General features: G+C 69.0%; 18 protein-coding genes. 6 read left to right on the top strand and 12 right to left on the bottom strand.

Going from position 1 to position 17,712, the window contains the following annotated elements; all coding sequences use genetic code 11:
- Positions 1–21 precede the first annotated feature (21 nt).
- The 4 genes from IE246_RS20690 to IE246_RS20675 are packed head-to-tail and all read left to right on the top strand — an operon-like array spanning position 22 to position 3,103.
- Positions 22–906 carry an ABC transporter permease family protein gene (locus tag IE246_RS20690; protein WP_268245289.1) on the top strand — a complete coding sequence of 295 codons (885 nt, stop codon included), beginning with the start codon at positions 22–24 and terminating at the stop codon, positions 904–906.
- Position 907: 1 nt separating this feature from the next.
- Complete coding sequence (locus IE246_RS20685) at positions 908–1,723, top strand: ABC transporter permease subunit (protein WP_189993202.1); 816 nt, start codon at positions 908–910, stop codon at positions 1,721–1,723.
- A gap of 7 nt (positions 1,724–1,730) precedes the next feature.
- Positions 1,731–2,399, top strand: a complete 669-nt coding sequence (locus tag IE246_RS20680) for an ATP-binding cassette domain-containing protein (protein WP_189993200.1) — start codon at positions 1,731–1,733, stop codon at positions 2,397–2,399.
- 14 nt (positions 2,400–2,413) lie between these two features.
- Positions 2,414–3,103, top strand: a complete 690-nt coding sequence (locus IE246_RS20675) for an ATP-binding cassette domain-containing protein (protein WP_189993198.1) — start codon at positions 2,414–2,416, stop codon at positions 3,101–3,103.
- A 214-nt stretch (positions 3,104–3,317) separates the two neighbouring features.
- Here IE246_RS20675 and IE246_RS20670 read toward each other — a convergent pair whose 3' ends face one another.
- From IE246_RS20670 to ltaE, 7 genes are all read right to left on the bottom strand, one after another.
- Positions 3,318–3,479, bottom strand: a complete 162-nt coding sequence (locus IE246_RS20670; protein WP_229837420.1) for a phosphotransferase-like protein — start codon at positions 3,477–3,479, stop codon at positions 3,318–3,320.
- Positions 3,480–4,370: a 2-hydroxy-3-oxopropionate reductase gene (glxR, locus tag IE246_RS20665; protein ID WP_189993195.1), complete on the bottom strand. Its 891-nt coding sequence runs from the start codon at positions 4,368–4,370 to the stop codon at positions 3,480–3,482.
- A gap of 260 nt (positions 4,371–4,630) precedes the next feature.
- The gene (locus IE246_RS20660; protein WP_189993193.1) at positions 4,631–6,487 is read right to left on the bottom strand and encodes an ABCB family ABC transporter ATP-binding protein/permease; all 1,857 of its coding nucleotides are present in this window, start codon (positions 6,485–6,487) and stop codon (positions 4,631–4,633) included.
- Between the two features lie 111 nt (positions 6,488–6,598).
- Entirely contained in the window at positions 6,599–8,170 is a 1,572-nt protein-coding gene (locus IE246_RS20655; protein ID WP_189993191.1) for a membrane dipeptidase, read from the bottom strand.
- Positions 8,171–8,326: 156 nt separating this feature from the next.
- Positions 8,327–9,412: a cysteine synthase A gene (cysK, locus tag IE246_RS20650; RefSeq protein ID WP_189993189.1), complete on the bottom strand. Its 1,086-nt coding sequence runs from the start codon at positions 9,410–9,412 to the stop codon at positions 8,327–8,329.
- 94 nt (positions 9,413–9,506) lie between these two features.
- Entirely contained in the window at positions 9,507–10,715 is a 1,209-nt protein-coding gene (locus tag IE246_RS20645) for an MFS transporter (protein ID WP_189993187.1), read from the bottom strand.
- A 40-nt stretch (positions 10,716–10,755) separates the two neighbouring features.
- Positions 10,756–11,820, bottom strand: a complete 1,065-nt coding sequence (gene ltaE, locus IE246_RS20640; protein WP_229837419.1) for a low-specificity L-threonine aldolase — start codon at positions 11,818–11,820, stop codon at positions 10,756–10,758.
- Positions 11,821–11,973: 153 nt separating this feature from the next.
- Between ltaE and IE246_RS20635 the strand changes: the two genes are divergently transcribed.
- Both IE246_RS20635 and IE246_RS20630 read left to right on the top strand, forming a co-directional pair.
- Positions 11,974–12,603, top strand: a complete 630-nt coding sequence (locus tag IE246_RS20635; protein ID WP_189993184.1) for a glutathione S-transferase family protein — start codon at positions 11,974–11,976, stop codon at positions 12,601–12,603.
- Positions 12,604–12,775: 172 nt separating this feature from the next.
- Positions 12,776–13,042, top strand: a complete 267-nt coding sequence (locus tag IE246_RS20630; RefSeq protein WP_189993182.1) for an RSP_7527 family protein — start codon at positions 12,776–12,778, stop codon at positions 13,040–13,042.
- 390 nt (positions 13,043–13,432) lie between these two features.
- On the opposite strand, the gene IE246_RS20625 is transcribed toward IE246_RS20630, so the two are convergent.
- The 5 genes from IE246_RS20625 to sufC are packed head-to-tail and all read right to left on the bottom strand — an operon-like array spanning position 13,433 to position 17,582.
- Positions 13,433–13,795, bottom strand: a complete 363-nt coding sequence (locus IE246_RS20625; protein WP_189993180.1) for a HesB/IscA family protein — start codon at positions 13,793–13,795, stop codon at positions 13,433–13,435.
- A gap of 48 nt (positions 13,796–13,843) precedes the next feature.
- The gene (locus IE246_RS20620; RefSeq protein ID WP_189993178.1) at positions 13,844–14,245 is read right to left on the bottom strand and encodes an SUF system Fe-S cluster assembly protein; all 402 of its coding nucleotides are present in this window, start codon (positions 14,243–14,245) and stop codon (positions 13,844–13,846) included.
- 14 nt (positions 14,246–14,259) lie between these two features.
- Positions 14,260–15,507, bottom strand: a complete 1,248-nt coding sequence (locus tag IE246_RS20615; RefSeq protein WP_189993176.1) for a cysteine desulfurase — start codon at positions 15,505–15,507, stop codon at positions 14,260–14,262.
- A gap of 7 nt (positions 15,508–15,514) precedes the next feature.
- A complete protein-coding gene (gene sufD, locus IE246_RS20610) occupies positions 15,515–16,822 on the bottom strand; it encodes a Fe-S cluster assembly protein SufD (RefSeq protein WP_189993174.1) in 1,308 nt (435 codons plus the stop codon).
- A gap of 7 nt (positions 16,823–16,829) precedes the next feature.
- On the bottom strand, positions 16,830–17,582 hold the full coding sequence (gene sufC, locus IE246_RS20605) for a Fe-S cluster assembly ATPase SufC (protein WP_189993172.1): 753 nt from the start codon (positions 17,580–17,582) through the stop codon (positions 16,830–16,832).
- Positions 17,583–17,712: the final 130 nt, after the last annotated feature.

Genomic DNA, 17,712 nt, shown 5'->3' with positions numbered 1-17,712 from the left:
GAGCGCGGCGAGTTGAGATTTGTGGGCGGCCTTGTCCTTCGGTTGCTGCTCTCGGGCGCTTTGGTCTACACGCTCGTGTTCTTGGCTTTCGCCGTCTTGCCTGTCGATCCTGCGAGAGCGGTCCTGGGACCGGCAGCCGACCCCTCGGCCGTCGAAGATCTGAGAATGCGGTATGGCCTGGACCGACCGATCCTCGAGCGGTTTGCCCAGGTTGCTCTGGCTCAGATCCAGGGGGACTTTGGCGCATCCGTCATTTGGGGGCAGCCGGTCTGGGACGTCCTCGGCCCGGCGATGGGACGCACGTTGGCGCGACTGTTCGTCGCCTTGGGCCTCGGGCTTGCGGCCGCTGCGATGGTCTCCTCATACGTCGTATCGCGGGACGTAAGGGGCGTGAGATCTTTTCTCATGGTGGTCGCCGGTGCGCCGGGCTTCGTCAGCTTGATTCTGATTCTAAGCTTCCTGACGGACAGCTTTTCCGCACCGCCCTCCACCAACCCGACGCTTTATGAAGCCGTAGCGGTTCTGTGGGCGTCCGTCATGACCGCGGCGATCGTCGGCTTGCCGCTGATGGAACGCCTCGATTTCCGCCGCAACCGGACTCGGCAGGCGGAATTCCTGCTGTTCCTGCACGCACCGCCAGACGCGGTGACCGGAATCCTGATGCGCGGGGCTTGGCCGACCGCGTTGGCGGCGACGGCGAATGCTGCCACCGGAGCGTTGACCGTGCTTGCGTTTGCCGAGTACGTCTTCGGATTGGAGGGTTTTGCCATACCTTTTTTTCGCGCGTGCTTGAGTGGCGACCTGGCGATCGTTACGTTTGGCAGCTTGATGCTTGCCTGGTGCTTCCTGACCCTCCAGACGACGGTCGAGGCCGCCGCGCGCTGGATGGACCGTAGGCTGAACTGACATGCTTCGCCCTTTGGCGATTGCCGCGATGAAGCCGCCAACTGCCTACGCCGTCGGCCTGTTGAGCGCAGTCCTGCTGGCTGCCGCAGCGATGACGGCCCTTCTGTCCCTTACCGATGTCGCCATGTCGGGCCGCCCCCTGGACGCGCCGGGAGCATCGTACCTCCTCGGCACCGATCGTCTCGGTCGCAGCGTCCTTGCCACAACAGCGATCGGCTCTCTGCGGTCGCTCGCCTGGGCGACCCTGGCGTTGTCGGGAGCCGCCGTGATCGGCGTCTTTCTGGGCCTGGTGTCTGTGGCCAACCTGCGCGCCCCCGTGGACGATGCAATTCAGATCCTGGCCGATGCGATCCGCAGCTTTCCCTCGATCGTAGCAGCGCTGCTGTTCGTGTCGGTAAGCGTGCCGCTCCCGATCTTGCTGGTGCTGTATTTCTGGGTCCCGGTCTGGCGGGTGAGCCGTGCGCAGGTCGGCGCGCAGCGATTTCGGCCGTACATCCTGAATGCGATCCTGTTCGGGCACTCGCGGTTCTCGGCTCTCCGCGATCACGGGCTGCCCAACGCCAGCACCGGAATTCTGGGCGTTCTCTTCGTCGTCTACGCGGAGTTGATTTCCGTCCAGATCGGGCTCGAATTCCTTGGATTCTCCGAACCACTGAGCACGCCTACCCTGGGCAACATCATAACCGATGCCATCCGTCTTGGGATTCCTTACGCGTGGACTTGGGCACCAGCGGCGGTGGTCACCATCCTAGCGTCGATCTTGCTGTTCGTGATCGGACAATATCTGATCCGGCGCGAGGGGCAGATGTTGGAGTAGCGTCCAGGTGCTGAAATTGGAATCCGACCGGTTTTCCCTCCGTGCGCGAGGAAAGCCGCTGCTTCAGTTCGAAGACGCCTCGTATCTGGTCACTCCCCCCTTGTGGCTCAGTGGGGCGTCGGGCTCGGGAAAATCGCTGCTGTGCCGAGCGTTCGCCGGACTGCTTCCCCTCACCATAACCTGCGATGGACACGCGGCGATTTTCTCCGCGCGAGACCAGCCTGAAGGCGAGTGGCAAAGGCCGCGGATCGTCTACATTCCGCAGTCTCCGGCCTCTGCGCTTCCGACCGCGATCCGATGCATTGACCTGTTCAACCGGGTTTCAGCCTGGAGCGGCCGGGATGCCATACCGGCCAGGGCACGAGACGTCTTCGGGTCGCTCGGCCTGGATGCGGATAGCCTTGTCGGCCTCCAGGCGCATCAACTCAGCGGAGGCATGGCGCAACGCTTTGCCATTGCGCTGGCGATCGCCGCCCGACCGGAGGTCCTGATTCTCGATGAGCCCACGGTTGGGCTCGATCCGAAGTCCCGAAGCGCTGTTCTCTCGACCCTCAACGCGCCGGTGCTGCGGCGCATACCGTTGCTGATCGTGTCGCACGATCAGGCGATCGAGGCGTTCTGTGCGGATCGGCTGACCGTCGTACGGGACGGCTCCCGTGTTGATCTGGTGAGATGAGGAGACAGCCCTGAATGGATGCACCCCTTCTGGAACTCAAGCGCTGCGCGTTTTCCTGGAATCGCGAGTCCAAACCGGTTTTCACCGACGCCTCGATGGCGGTCTCGCCAGGGTCGTGGAACGTGCTCTCGGGGTCGTCCGGGAGTGGCAAGAGCACGCTCGCGATGATGTGTGCAGGTCTGCTCCAACCCACGCGGGGACAGATACGCTATGGGCTCGGCCGCCGGCCAAAGCCACGAACGATTCAGTACCTGTTTCAGGATCCCTTCGCCGCGATCGACCCGCTGATGACGGTCGGTGAGTGGCTCCGGCGCGTCGTGTTGAATCCACGGATCGCGCAACAGACGCGTCCGTCGACGTTGGGCGGGCAACGCTCGGCGGACGATCTCGACGCCCTTCTCGATCGACTGCGTCTATCGAAGCTGCTCCTGGAATCACGTCCTCTCGATCTGTCGGGCGGCGAATGTCAGCGCGTCAATCTGGTGGCCGCACTGCTGGCAGCGCCGACATTCTTGATACTGGACGAACCCTTCACCATGGTGGACCGGGAAGCCTCACGGCTCATGTTCGACGAAGTTTGCCGGTTGATGGCAAGAGAGCACACTGCCGTGCTGCTCATACACCATGGCGAGTTGCCTCCCGAAGTTCACGACCACCAGCGGATCGAAATTAAGGACGGGACGGTCCACGCGAAACGACGGTGACCAACGTTGTCCCCGAGAAATCACGCTACCGGGAGTTGCCGCGTTGCCGCTCGCGTCAGCGAGTGCAACGTCGGTGCGTCATCTATAGAACGACCCTTTCCCTGATCCGCGACCCGCACTCCGCCGTCAGCGCCGCGCTGTTGAGCTCCAAGTCGCAGGCCGGCCCGGCGCGAACACCCCGACCTTGCGTGCTCCGCCATCTCGTCCCCCAGCATCACGCCGTCGACGATCGGGTCGTTGCCGCCGGCAGCATCTCCAGGAACGCGTCCATCTGCATGTGCAGCAGCGGCGTCGCCGCGATCGCCTGCAGGGCGCGGGCAATCGACGACTTGCCGGCGCTGCCGGCGCCGTTCAGCAGGACGATGCGCGCCGCCACCTACTTCTTCGGCTGGCCGATCTGGTGGTCGGCCATCAGCTCCAGCGCCTGCACCAGGGCCGAGTGGTCCTTCTTGGAGCCGCCGCGCGCCGCCATGGCGTTCATCAGCTCCTGGGTGGTCGCGGTGTTCGGCAGGCTCATGCCGAGCGCCCGCGCCCCGGACAGCGCCAGGCCGAGGTCCTTCTGGTGCAGCTCGATCCGGAAGCCCGGGTCGAAGTTGCGATCGATCATGCGCTTGCCGTGCAGCTCCAGGATCCGCGACGAGGCGAAGCCGCCCATCAGCGCGTCGCGCACCTTGGCCGGGTCGGCACCCGCCTTGGAGGCGAACAGCAGCGCCTCGCCGACCGCCTCGATGGTCAGCCCGACGATGATCTGGTTGGCGACCTTGCAGGTCTGGCCGTCGCCGTTGCCGCCGACCAGGGTGATGTTCTTGCCCATCAGCTCGAACAGCGGCCTGGCCCGGTCGAACGCCGCCTGCGGCCCGCCGACCATGATGGTCAGGGTCGCCTGCTGGGCGCCGACCTCGCCGCCCGACACCGGCGCGTCCAGGTAGTCGCAGCCGAGGTCGTTGATCCTCTTGGCGAACTCCTTGGTGGCGATCGGCGAGATCGAGCTCATGTCGATCACCACCGAGCCCTTCTTCAGGCCGCTGGCGACGCCGCCCTCGCCGAACAGCGCGGCCTCGACATGCGGGGTGTCCGGTACCATGAGGATGACGATCTCGCTCGCCGCCGCGACCGCGGTGCTGTCGGCCTCGACAATGGCGCCCGCCTTCACGACCTCCTCCGGCACGCCGGAGAGGCTGTAGACGTGCAGCTCATGGCCGCCGTTGATCAGGTTGATCGCCATCGGCTTGCCCATGATCCCGAGGCCGACGAATCCGATCTTCATGACGATTTCTCCCCTGTGGGCGCTTGGTTGGTCGGGGCCGACTCGACACCAGCCGGACGGCGGCGGCAAGCCCCCTTGGCCGCAACACTGTCGCGCGTCGCTGCGTGGGTCCCGGATCGGTTCGCTCGCTGACGCGATCGCCCCGTCCGGGATGACGGCAGGAAGGGTGGAACTGCCGTCGATTCCATTCTGACGTCATCCAGGACGGACGCGCCACCCCGGCGCGGTCGATCCGGGACCCACGGGGCGACGGGTTCCCCCTACCCCGCCGACAGCGCCAGCGCCTCGGCGGTCGGGCCGCGCTCGTCGTTCTCGGCGCCGATCTCCTGCTGGCGGCGCCACATCGCGGCGAACACCCCGTCGCGCGCCATCAGTTCGGCGTAGGAGCCGCGCTCGACGATCCGGCCGGCCTCCAGCACCAGGATCTGGTCGGCGTCGACCACAGTCGAGAGCCGGTGCGCGATCACCAGGGTGGTGCGGTCGCGCGACACCTCGCGCAGGCTGCGCTGGATCGCCTTCTCGGTGTGGCTGTCGAGCGCCGAGGTCGCCTCGTCGAACAGGAAGATCCGCGGGTCCTTGAGGATGGTGCGGGCGATGGCGACCCGCTGCTTCTCGCCGCCCGACAGCTTCAGCCCGCGCTCGCCGACCATGGTCTGGTAGCCGTCCGGCAGGCCCATGACGAAGTCGTGGATGCGGGCGTGGCGGGCGGCCGCCTCGACCTCGGCCGGGCCGGCCCCGGGCTTCCCGTAGGCGATGTTGTAGAAGATCGTGTCGTTGAACAGCACGGTGTCCTGCGGGACGATGCCGAGGGCGGCGCGCACGCTGGCCTGGGTGACCTCGCGGATGTCGGTGCCGTCGATCCTGACCGCCCCGCCGGTGGCGTCGTAGAACCGGAACAGCAGCCGCGAGATGGTCGACTTGCCGGCCCCGCTCGGGCCGACGATCGCCACCGTCTCGCCCGGCTCCACCGCGAACGACACGCCCTTGAGGATCTGCCGGTCCTCCCGGTAGGCGAAGCGCACGTCGTCGAACTCGACCCGGCCCGGTCCGGCCGGCAGCGCCGGCGCGTCCGGCGCGTCGGCAATCTCCCGGCTCTCGCCGAGCAGGCGGAACATCGCCTCCATGTCGGCCAGCGACTGCTTGATCTCGCGGTACACGAAGCCGAGGAAGTTGAGCGGCAGGTAGAGCTGCATCAGGTAGGTGTTGACCAGCACGAAGTCGCCGGTGGTCATGGTGCCGGCCTGCACGCCGAGCCCGGCCATGGTCATGATGCCGGTCAGGCCGACCGCGATGATCGCCCCCTGCCCGATGTTCAGCAGCGACAGCGAGGTGCGCGAGCGGACCGCGGCGTCCTCGTAGCGCTCCAGGCTGGAATCGTAGCGCCGGGCCTCGTGCTCCTCGTTGCCGAAATACTTGACGGTCTCGTAGTTCAGCAGGCTGTCGATCGCCCGGGTGTTGGCCTTCTGGTCCTGGGCGTTCATCTCGCGGCGGTGCTTCAGCCGCCACTCGGTGACCGACATGGTGAAGGCGATGTAGCCGGCGATGGTCACGAAGGTGACCAGCGCGTACCAGACGTCGAACAGGTACCAGAGGATGCCGCAGACCAGCACGATCTCGAGCATGGTCGGCAGGATGTTGAACAGCATGAAGTTCAGCAGGAACTCGATGCCCTTGGTGCCGCGCTCGATGGCGCGCGACAGGCCGCCGGTCTGGCGGTCCAGGTGGAACCGCAGCGACAGCGCGTGCAGGTGCCGGAAGGTCTTCAGCGCGACCTTGCGGATCGCCCGCTGGGCGACCCGGGCGAAGAAGAACTCGCGCAACTCGGCGAACGCCTGCTGGGCGACCCGGACCAGGCCGTAGGCGATCACCAGGGCGATCAGCGCCGACGCCGCGAACCCCGGCCCGCCCGACACCAGGTCGACCGCCTGCTTGTAGAGGATCGGCACGTAGACCGTGGCGACCTTGGCCATCGCCAGCATCGACAGCGCGATCACCACCCGGACCCGCATCACCGGCTCGCCCTGCGGCCACAGATACGGCGCCAGGGTCCTCAGCGTGTTCAGGTCGCCCGGCGCCTGCTGGCCGGGCGGGGCGGTGCGGGACGGCGGCGGGGCCATGGGAACTCCGGAGGGACGCGGAACCGTTGATATAGGGAGTTCCGCGGTGCGAGGCTACCCGTGGCCCGCGCCCCCCGGTCCGCGGGACCGGTGTTCCGGAGCGCCGGACCGCTATCCCCGGACCCGGAAGTCGAACCAGGTCGAGTTGACCCGCTGCGCCCCGTTGGTCGCCCGAACGAACAGACTGTAGCGGCCGTTGGCCCGCAGCCGCGGCAACTGTGCCTGGGTCTGGTTGGCGGCCGGCAGGACCGTCATGAAGACCCGGTTGCCGGCAGCGTCGCGACGGTAGAGGTAGACGTAGTAGGCGGTCGCCGGCGCGACCCGCTGGGCCTGCGGGGGCGACCAGGTGATCCGCGGGGCCCGCGGCAGCGCCGGCTCGACGTTGCCGGCATCCAGCGGCAGCACCGGCCGGGTCAGGCCGGGCAGCGCCGCCCGGTACACCCGCATCAGGTTGGCGCCGAACACCCGCCGGATATCGGAGTCCGAGTAGCCGTGCCGGCGGATCATCAGCTCCGCCAGATCCATCCAGCGGTCGCGGTCGTTGAAGCCGCGCACGTTCAGCCAGGTGCTCGGGGTCGGCATGCCGTTCACGTAGGAGTCGGACGCGACCGCCACGTGCTCGATCATGCGGATCCGCCGGCCGGCATCGTCGCGGCAGTCGACATCGCGGGCGATGTGGTTGATGTGGTCGACCAGCAGCTCGCGGTTCGCCCACTTGCCGCCGGTGTTCAGCGGCGAGTTCGACAGCATGAAGCGGATCGGCGTGACCCCGACGACCCCGCCGGTCCTGGCGATCGCGCAGATCACGTCGTCGTCGTGGTTGCGGCTGACCGTATCGGCATAGACCGCCCGGGCGTTGGCGTGGTTGGCGATCACCGGGCGGTTCCGGTCCTTGGCGATCCGGGCGACCTCCAGGGCCGTCGCCCGGCCGACATGCGACAGGTCGACGATCATGAAGCGGTCGAGCATGGCGTCGACCAGCTGCCGGCCGAGCGGCGTCAGCGGTACGCAGGGCGGTGCCCCGGCCCCGCCGCAGTTCCCGGTGCCGTTGATCCGGACCCCGGCGTCCTGGTTGGAACCACCGCCGTAGCGGCTGTCGAACGCCGCGGTGACCAGCCGGGCGTTCTCGTTGGCGTTGTAGGCCAGCTGGACGATCCGGATGCCGTCGTCGAACCAGGCCTGGGCCCGGTTGCGGGCCAGCAGGGCGGTGTTGCCGAGCGGGTTGGCGACCCCGGCGATATCGACCGCGCCGGGCTTCTGGATGTAGCGGATCACCCCGACATGGTTGGCCCAGCGCGCCTCGTCGATGTCGTTCGACGTCAGGACACGCTTGACCCGGCGCTGGGCACTGGTCCGGATGTTGCCGCTGGTCGACAGCAGGTCGACGCCCATCCGGTCGCGGATCACGGTGAAGGTGGGAACCGAGACGTTGTCCCAGCATCCCAGGGCGTCGCCGGCGCCACAGTCCGGATTCACCTGCCAGGTCGCCGGGCTGAGGTTGCCGTCGACCACGAAGCTGTCGAGGATCAGGCGGCGGGCTCGATCGCGGATCTCGTCGGCCCCCGCCGGCGAAACGGCGCCCAGCAACGTCGCCAGGGCCCCGGCCGCTGCGACGGCCAGGACCACCGGCCACCACGGAATCCTGCTCGCGCGCTTATGCGGTGCATATCTCCGAGCCTTCATCGGTCGGTCCTCCGGTTACGGTTCGTTTCCCGCAGCACCCCCGCATTTTTGTATCGACCATCACGCCGGCTCGGCATCCCGCGGATGGGTGATCCGCCCGCAAAAAAGCAAACGGGCGCCCGCAGGGGGCGCCCGTCGCCGCGTGTGCCCGGGCCGTTACGCCGGCATCTGGTACCCTGGCGTCGAGCGCATCAGCGCCAGTTCGTCGGCGTCCATCTCCGCCTCGATGCCGTCGAACAGCGGGGTCGACAGGTAGCGCTCGCCGGTGTCCGGCAGCATGCACAGGATCACCGAGCCCTTCTCGGCGCGCTCGGCGACCTGGCGGGCGACCGCGAAGGTCGAGCCGCCGGAGATGCCGGTGAAGATGCCCTCCTTCTGGGCCAGCGCCTTCGCCCACTTGATGCCGTCGGCGCCGGCGACCGGGACCAGCTCGTCGTACAGGTGCTCGTCGATCGCCTCCTGCAGGACGTAGGGGATGAAGTCCGGGGTCCAGCCCTGGATCGGGTGCGGCTCGAACGCCGGGTGGCTGACCGCCGGCGAGCGGTCGGCGGCCCGGTCCTGGCCCTTGCCGCTGCCGATCAGCTGGGCGTTGGCGGGCTCGGTCAGCACGATCTTCGTCTCCGGCCGCTCGCGCCGCAGCACCCGGGCGACGCCGGTGACGGTGCCGCCGGTGCCGTAGCCGCTGACGAACCAGTCGAGCCGCTTGCCGGCGAAGTCGTTGACGATCTCGCGGCCGGTGGTGGCCTCGTGGATGTCGGCGTTGGCGTCGGTCTCGAACTGGTGGGCCAGGAACCAGCCGTTGGCCTCGGCCAGCTCGACCGCCTTGCGGTACATGCCGTAGCCCTTCTCGGCCTTCGGCGTCAGCACCACCTTCGCACCCAGCATCCGCATCAGCTTGCGGCGCTCGACCGAGAAGGTCTCGACCATGGTGACCACCAGCGGGTAGCCCTTCTGGGCGCACACCATGGCCAGCCCGATGCCGGTGTTGCCGCTGGTCGCCTCGACCACGGTCTGCCCGGGCTTCAGCGCACCGCTGCGCTCGGCCGCCTCGATGATGTTCAGGGCCAGCCGGTCCTTGACCGAGGCGGCCGGGTTGAAGAACTCGGCCTTCACGTACAGCGTGACGCCGTCGACCCCGATGTTGTTGATCCGGATCGCCGGGGTGTCGCCGACGGTGTCGAGCACGCTGTCGAACAGCCGCCCGCGCCCGGCGGTGGTGCGGATCCCAGAGTCGGTCGTCATGGTCGGTCTCCCTGCTTCGAAGTTCGCCATGGTTAATAGGCCATGACGCAGCCGCCGACCATGCGGGCCGCGTGCACACGCCCGTGCCGGGGCGTCACGTCTCGCGGGTTCGCCGCATCGCGTACAGCAGGCTGGCGGCCCCGGTCAGCGGTGCCGCCGCGGTCACCGCGAACGCCGCCTGGTAGCCACCGGCGGCCGTGACCGCCGCCCCGAACACCACCGGGCCGACCACGTAGCCGATGAAGGTCAGGAAGGTGGAGCCGGCGGTCGCGTGCCCGACCATGCCGGCCGGTGCCGCCGCGGCGATCTCCGACAGGTACACGCCGTTCCAGCTGGCACTCGCGAAGCCGGAGACGCCGGCCAGGCCGACGATCGCCCAGACCGGCCAGCCGTCGGACATGCCGGCGACCGCCAGGGTCGCGGCCGAGGAGGCGACCGCCAGGGCCACCAGGGTGGCGCGCGCCGAGCCGACGCTGTCGGCGATCCAGCCGACCGCCACCCGCCCGACCACGCCGACCCCCTGCATGACCGCGAAGGCGAGGCCGGCGAGCGGCAGCGACAGCCCGAGGCCGGTCGCCAGGAAGGTGACGTAGAACGCGAACAGGCAGCCCTGCACCAGGGCGAAGCAGAAGCCGGCATAGGTCGTCGCGAGCATCACCGGCCCCTCGGCGACCGCCCGGAACGGCCGCAGCAGGCTGCGCGGCCGCAGCGCCTCGGACAGCCGCAGCGGATGGTGACGGTCGCGCTCGGCGTCGATGGCCGCACGGACCGGCTGCACGAACGCGATGGTCGCCAGCGCGGCGGCCGCGGCGATCGCGCAGGCGGTCCGCCAGTCGGCCCACACCAGCAGCGCCGGCATCAGCACCCCGGCGACCGCGCCGCCGAGCGGCACGCCGGACTGCTTGATCGAGAACACCAGCGACCGGCGGCCCGGCGGCGCATGCCGGTTGAGGATGTCGCTGCCGGCCGGCGGCGACGGCCCATAGCCGACCCCGATCAGGAAGGCGGCGAAAATCAGCGCCTCCCATGCCCCGAGCAACGCCGCCAGCAGGCCGGCGGTGCCGATGCACACCCCGACCTGCAGGGTCCGCACCGCGCCCAGGCGCGGCAGCAGGTCGCCGCCGGCGATCAGGTAGACCATGGTCCCGAACGAGGTGACCGAGGCCAGGATGCCGATCCGCTCCGGCGCTACGCCGACCGCGTCGGTCAGCGCCGGCCCCATGACCGGGAACACCCGGGTCAGGAACGCCGCCGACGTCTGCATCAGCAGCGCCGCGCCCAGTGCGCTCAGCCAGACCGGCATGCCGCGCATCCGCCCCCGGATCGACCGGTCAGCGCGCCGGTCACTTCCCCTTGTAGAAGTCCGCGACCGCCTCCAGCACCCGGTCGACGTCTTCGGCCGTCACGTCGAGGTGGGTCACCACGCGGATCCGCGGCTTCTGGCCGGCCAGCACGATGCCGCGCGCCGCCATGTGGGCTCGCAGCGCGTCGAAGTCGTCCGGGTGCGGCTGGACGAACAGCATGTTGGTCTCGACCGCGTCCAGGTCGACTGAAATCCGCTCGAACCCCGCCAGCCCCTCGGCCAGCCGGCGGGCGTTGGCGTGGTCCTCGGCCAGCCGCTCGACGTGGTGCTCCAGGGCGTGCAATCCGGCGGCCGCCAGGATGCCGGCCTGGCGCATGCCGCCGCCGACCATCTTGCGCAGCCGGCGAGCCCGCTTGATGACGTCGGCCGGGCCGCTCAGCACCGAGCCGACCGGCGCGCCCAGGCCCTTGGACAGGCACAGCGACACGGTGTCGAACGGAGCCGCCAGCTCCTGCGCGGTCTTGCCGAGCTTAACGCAGGCGTTCATCAGCCGGGCGCCGTCCAGGTGCACGTTCAGGCCGTGCTCGCGCGCCGCCGCGGCCAGCGCCGCGATCCGCTCCGGCGCCTGCACCCGGCCGGACACCGTGTTCTCCAGGCACAGCAGCCGGGTGATCGGGCTGTGCGGGTCGTCCGGCTTGACCCCGGCATGCACCTGGGCCGGGTCGAGGCCGCCGGTCGCGTCGGTCTTCAGCGGGTAGGATGCGACGCCGCCGAGCACCGAGGTGCCGAGCGCCTCGGACTTGTAGACGTGGTAGACGTCGCCGATCAGGTACTCCTCGCCACGCTGGCAGTGCGACAGCACCCCGAGCAGGTTGCTCTGGGTGCCGGAGGAGACGTAGAGCGCCGCCTCCTTGCCCATCATCGCCGCCACCTTGGCCTCCAGCGCGATGATCGACGGGTCCTCGCCATAGACGTCGTCGCCGACCTCGGCGCGGGCCATCGCCTCGCGCATCGCCGCGGTCGGCTGCGTCACCGTGTCGCTTCGCAGGTCGATGCGGCGGTTGCTGGCGGCCGAACGGTCGGCGGCGGGGCGGGTCGCGGTCATTCCGGCGTACATCGACGGGGTCCTTCACTGGCGTGGTCGGGTGTCGGCGCGCCGCGATCCGGTGTTGGCGCGCCGGGAGGGTCGGGGAGATACTGAGCGGGAACGGTGCGGAACGCACCCCGAAAAACAGAGACGGCAGTCGCGGAGGCACGCATGCACACCTTGTACTGGAAGCCGAGCTCCGGTTCGCTGGCGCCGATGGCGCTGCTCGAGGAGACCGGCCTGCCCTATACGACGGTCAAGGTGGACGCCGACGCCGGCGAGCACAGGTCGGAGGCCTACAAGCGCGACGTGCATCCGCTCGGCCTGATCCCGGCGCTGAAGCTGCGCGACGGCCGGGTGATGATCGAGTCGGCGGCGATCGTCGCCTACCTCGCCGACCTGGCGCCCGAGAGCCGGCTGGCGCCGGCGCCGAACGACGCCGACCGCGCGTTCTACCTGCAGTGGCTGGTATACGGCGCCGCCACCCTGTACCCGTGCTACATCCGCTTCTACCACCCGGACTATCACCGGGTCCGCGACGGCGACGACGAAGCGGTGCAGGACCTGGCGCTGACCGCCCTGAACGAGGCCTGGAAGGCGGTCGAGACGGCGTTCGCCGACGGCCGGCCGTTCCTGACCGGCGAACGCTGCACCGCGGCCGACATCTACATCGCCATGCTGGCGCTCTGGCATCCCGACAAGAAGGCGTTCAAGCCGGCCTGCCCGGGCGTCGACCGCATGCAGGCGGCGGTCTGGCAGCGCCCGGCGGCCGCCAAGGCGCTGGCCCTGCACGCCCGCTAAGAGGTCGGGTTATTTAGTTATCCGAATCTGACCCTTTTTGGAGCATCATTAGACTTGAACTGGGGGTGATTGGACGCTAAATGAGAATTGTGCAACGCAACATAGTTTGCGCTGCAGGGGCACGAAGACCCCGCTCGGGGAGGAAGACATCCAGCAACCTCGGAGGTCTTCCATGCGATCCATCACCGCCCGCCCGGCCAGCCGCGCCGACATCGAACGCCTGTACGCCGACGTCGACGCCGCGCACATCGAGCTCAGCTCGGAGCTGGTCGAGCTCCACATCCAGCGCGGCCGCTTCATGCGGGCGCAGGCCGCCGGCGAGATGCTGCGCGACGCCGGCCGCGGCCTGAAGCGGCTGTTCGGCGGGGCCCGTTCGGCCGTCGACGGCCGCACGGCCGGTTCCCACCCGACCGGCCCGCTGAAGCCGTCCAACGTCTGACACGAAAAGCCCCGGGCCCGGCACGCCATCGGCCGGGCCCGGGGCTTCGCTTCCGGCGACCGTCGCGTCATGGGTTCCGGCTCCGTTTCGCCTGCGGCGATCCGGTCCGGAATGACGACAAGAATGATGCGACCGTTCCCTCTGCAGCAGCCGACCGCAACGGCCGGCGCGCTTCCCCACCCCAACGTCATTCCGGAATGACGACAAGAATGATGCGACCGTTCCCTCTGCAGCAGCCGGCCGCAACGGCCGGCGCGCTTCCCCACCCCAACGTCATTCCGGACGGACGCGCGCCGGCGCGGCCGATCCGGAACCCACGAGGCGACGGACGGGAACCCAACAGGAAGCGACGGACGGGAACCAAAAGGGCGGGATCTACGAGCCGGCGCCTCAGCCCTTAGCGGCGGCGACGCTGAAGCTCTCGCCGCAGCCGCAGCGGCCGGTCTCGTTCGGGTTGTTGAAGACGAACCCGGAGAACATCTTGTCCTCCTTGTAATCCATCTCGGCGCCGAGGATGAACATCACGGCGGTCGGGTCGATGAACAGGGTGACCCCCTTGTCCTCGACCACGTCCTCGAACTTCTTGCGCTCCTTGGCGTACTCGACGATGTAGCTGAGCCCGGAGCAGCCGGTGTTCTTGACGCCGACGCGCAGGCCGAGAACGCCCTCCTCGCCGGACTTCGCCACCAGCTCGCGCACCCGCGCGGCGGCGGCCTCGGTCAGCGTGATCGGTGCCTTGGTCGGCTGGAACATGCTCCTACCTTCCGTCATCAAGCGTTCGTCGATTACGTGGGCACTACCTTAGAACATGTCCAGAAGCAGTCGAGCCTCTTCGCTCATCCGCTCCGGAGTCCACTGCGGTTCCCACACCAGCTGGACCTCGACCTCGCCGACGCCCGGCACCCCGGCGACCGCCCTGGCGACCATGCCCGGCATCTCGCCGGCCACCGGGCAGGCCGGTGCGGTCAGGGTCATGTCGACCTTGACGCTGCCGTCGTCGAAGATATCGAGGCCGTAGATCAGCCCGAGATCGTAGATGTTCACCGGGATCTCGGGATCGTACACGCTCTTCAGCGCCTCGATCACCTCGGCCTCGGACGCCACCTCCATGCCGGCGGGCAAGGGCTCGCCGGCCCGGGCGATGCCCTCCGGGGCGGCCTCGAAGCCCGGCATGAAATCGCGGATCCCGAGTTCCTGGTTCATCGCCGCACGCTCCGTCACGCGAAGATCGCCCGGACCTTCTCCAGCGCCTCGACCAGCGCGTCGACCTCGGCCCGGGTGTTGTACAGGCCGAAGCTCGCTCGCGTCGTCGAGCCGACGTCGAAGAAGTCCATCAGGGGTTGGGCGCAGTGGTGGCCGGCGCGCACCGCCACGCCCTGCTGGTCGACGATGGTCGACACGTCGTGCGGGTGCGCGCAGTCCATGGTGAACGAGATCACCGAGACCTTGCCCGGCGCGGAGCCCAGCACCGACAGCCCGTCGACCGAGGCCAGCCGCTGGGTCGCGTAGTTCAGCAGGTCGCGCTCGTGCTCGGCGATCCGGTCGAGACCGACGCCGCGCACGTAGTCGATCGCCGCGCCGAGTCCGATCGCCTGGGCGATCGCCGGGGTGCCGGCCTCGAACTTGTTCGGCAGGTCGGCCCAGGTGCTCTTCTCGATGGTCACCGAGGCGATCATGTCGCCGCCGCCCTGCCACGGCGGCATGGCGTCCAGCACCGCCTCCTTGCCGTACAGCACGCCGATGCCGGACGGCCCGTACAGCTTGTGGCCGGTGAAGCAGTAGAAGTCGCAGTCGAGGTCCTTCACGTCGACCGCCATGTGCTGGACCGCCTGGCTGCCGTCGATCAGCACCGCGGCTCCGGCGGCGTGGGCCAGCCGGATCACCTCCTTCACCGGCACCACGGTGCCGAGCACGTTGGAGACGTGGGTGACGGCGACCATCCGGGTGCGATCGGTCAGCAGCGACTTGAACGCCGCCATGTCGAACGAGCCGTCCGGCAGCACCGGAACCGCCTTCAGCACCAGCCCCTTCTCGTCGCGCAGCATCTGCCACGGCACGATGTTCGAGTGGTGCTCCATGTAGGTGATGACGATCTCGTCGCCGGGCTGCAGGTTGGCGCGGCCCCAACTGTAGGCGACCAGGTTGATCGCCTCGGTGGTGTTGCGGGTGAACACGATCTCCGAGGTCGAGGCCGCCCCCAGGAAGCCGCGCACCTTCTCGCGCGCGCCCTCGTAGTCGGCGGTCGCCTTCTCGCTGAGATAGTGCAGCCCGCGGTGCACGTTGGCGTAACCGGTCTCGTACACCTCGGTGACCCGGTCGATCACCTGGCGCGGCTTTTGGGCCGAGGCGCCGTTGTCGAGATAGACCAGCGGCTTGCCGTGGACCTGGGTCGACAGGATCGGGAAGTCGGCCCGGTAGCGCTCGACGTCGTACACGGTGCCCTCGTTGATGGCGGCCTCGGCCATTCTCAGCTCACTCCCCGCTTCCGCTGACGCCGGCGACATGCCGGTCCAGCCACTCCGACGCGACCGCCGCGAAGGCGTCGCGCACCGGCGCCCGCCCGATCAGGGCGATCGCCTCCTGCACATAGGCCTCGACCAGCAGCGCCCGGGCCCGCCCCCGCGGGATGCCGCGGGCCATCAGGTAGAACAGCTCGTCGTCCTCGAGCTCGCCGACCGTGGCGCCGTGGCTGCACTTCACGTCGTCGGCGTAGATCTCCAGCTCCGGCTTGCTGTTGACCTCGGCGTCGCGCGACAGCAGCAGCGCCCGGTTCATCTGGAAGCCGTCGGTCTTCTGGGCGTCCGGCCGGACCAGGATCTTGCCCTGGAACACCCCGCGCGCCGTACCGGTCAGCACGCCCTTGACCATCTCGTGGCTGGTGCCGTGCGGCCGGGCGTGGTCGATGAAGGTGGTGATGTCGTGGTGCTGGCCGTCGGCGCCGAGGTACACCCCGTTGATCGCATACTCGATGTGCTCGCCGTCGAGCTCGGCCCGCACCTCGTGGCGCGCCAGCTTCGAGCCGGTCGCCAGCACGAAGCCGTCATAGGTCGACTTCTCGGCCAGCTTCAGGGCGGTCATCGAGACGTGGAACGCCTCGGCGTCCTCGGCCTGCAGCACGGCGTGGCCGAGCCGGGCCCCCTCGGCGACCGCGATCTCGGTGACCGGGTTGGCGATGTAGCGGCCGCTGCCCTGGAACACCGTGACCAGGTCGGCCGAGCCGCCCTCCTCGACCACCACCAGCACCCGCGGATGGGCGATGGTCGCAGTCTCGCCGCCACCGGCCTGGGCGACCGACAGCACGATGGGGGCCTCCGGCATCGCGCCGCGGGCGATCCGGACGGCGACGCCGCCGGCGAGCTGCGCGGTGTTGAGTGCGGTGAACGGATGCGTCTCGAACGAGGCGATCGAGCCCAGATGTGCCCGCACCCATTCCGGAGCGGCCGCCGGATCGTCCAGCGCCACCACCTCGACGCCCGTCGGCATGGCCGGCAGGGCGGACAGACGGCCGTTCACGATCTCGATGCGCGGGCCGTCGAGCGCCGCCACGGCCGGCGGCAGTTCCGTCGCGGGCACGCCCTCGGCCGGCACCGGCGTCAGCGCCTTGACGGCGTTCAGCCCGGTGAACTTCCAGGCCTCGGTGCGCGGCCCCGGCAGGCCGATCGCGTCGTAGCGGGCGATCGCCGCCCGGCGCAGCGCGGCCAGCCAGTCCGGCGCGCCGGCCGCCAGCACGGCCGGGTCCTCGCCGGCCACCAGGGGAAGCGTGTTGGTGTCCGTGGTCATCGCGTCCTCACGCCGCTTCCACGAAGTCGGCGTACCCCTTCTGCTCGAGCTCCAGCGCCAGTTCCTTGCCGCCGGTGCGGCGGATACGGCCGCGAGCCAGCACGTGCACCTTGTCCGGCTCGATATGGTTCAGCAGACGCTGGTAGTGGGTGATCACCAGCATCGAGCGCGCCGGGTCGCGCAGCGCGTTGACGCCGTCCGACACCACCTTCAGCGCGTCGATGTCGAGCCCGCTGTCGGTCTCGTCGAGCACGCACAGCTTCGGCTCCAGCACCGCCATGTGCAGGATCTCGTTGCGCTTCTTCTCGCCGCCCGAGAACCCGACATTGACCGCGCGCTTCAGCATCTCGTCGGTGATGCCCAGGCCCTTGGCCTTGGCGCGCACCAGCTTCAGGAACGCCATGGCGTCGATGTCGCCCTCGCCGGCCGCCTTGCGGCGCGCGTTCACCGCCTCCTTGAGGAAGGTCATGCCCGAGACGCCCGGCAGTTCGACCGGATACTGGAACGCCAGGAAGATGCCGGCGACCGCGCGTTCGTCGGCCTCCATCTCCAGCAGGTCATGGCCGTCGAAGCGGATGCTGCCGGCGGTGACCTCGTAGCCCTCGCGGCCCGACAAGACGTAGCTCAGCGTGCTCTTGCCCGAGCCGTTCGGCCCCATGATGGCGTGCACCTCGCCGGGCTCGATCACCAGGTCGATCCCCTTGAGGATCTCCTTGCCCTCGACCTCGACGTGCAGCCCTTCGATCTCCAGAAGCGCCATGGCTCCGTAACCCTCTTTCTCTTACCTGTTCACCCGCTCCGACGCGGCGGGTGGGTCCCGGATGCTCGCCGGAGGCGCGCTCCGGGATGAGGACCAAGTTCTATTCCCTCATCCCGGAGCGGCCCGCCGG

It is taken from the genome of Thalassobaculum fulvum, assembly GCF_014652915.1.
Lineage (GTDB): Bacteria > Pseudomonadota > Alphaproteobacteria > Thalassobaculales > Thalassobaculaceae > Thalassobaculum_A > Thalassobaculum_A fulvum.
Note: the sequence above shows the minus strand (reverse complement) of the source record. Positions and strands in the feature narration are given on the sequence as shown.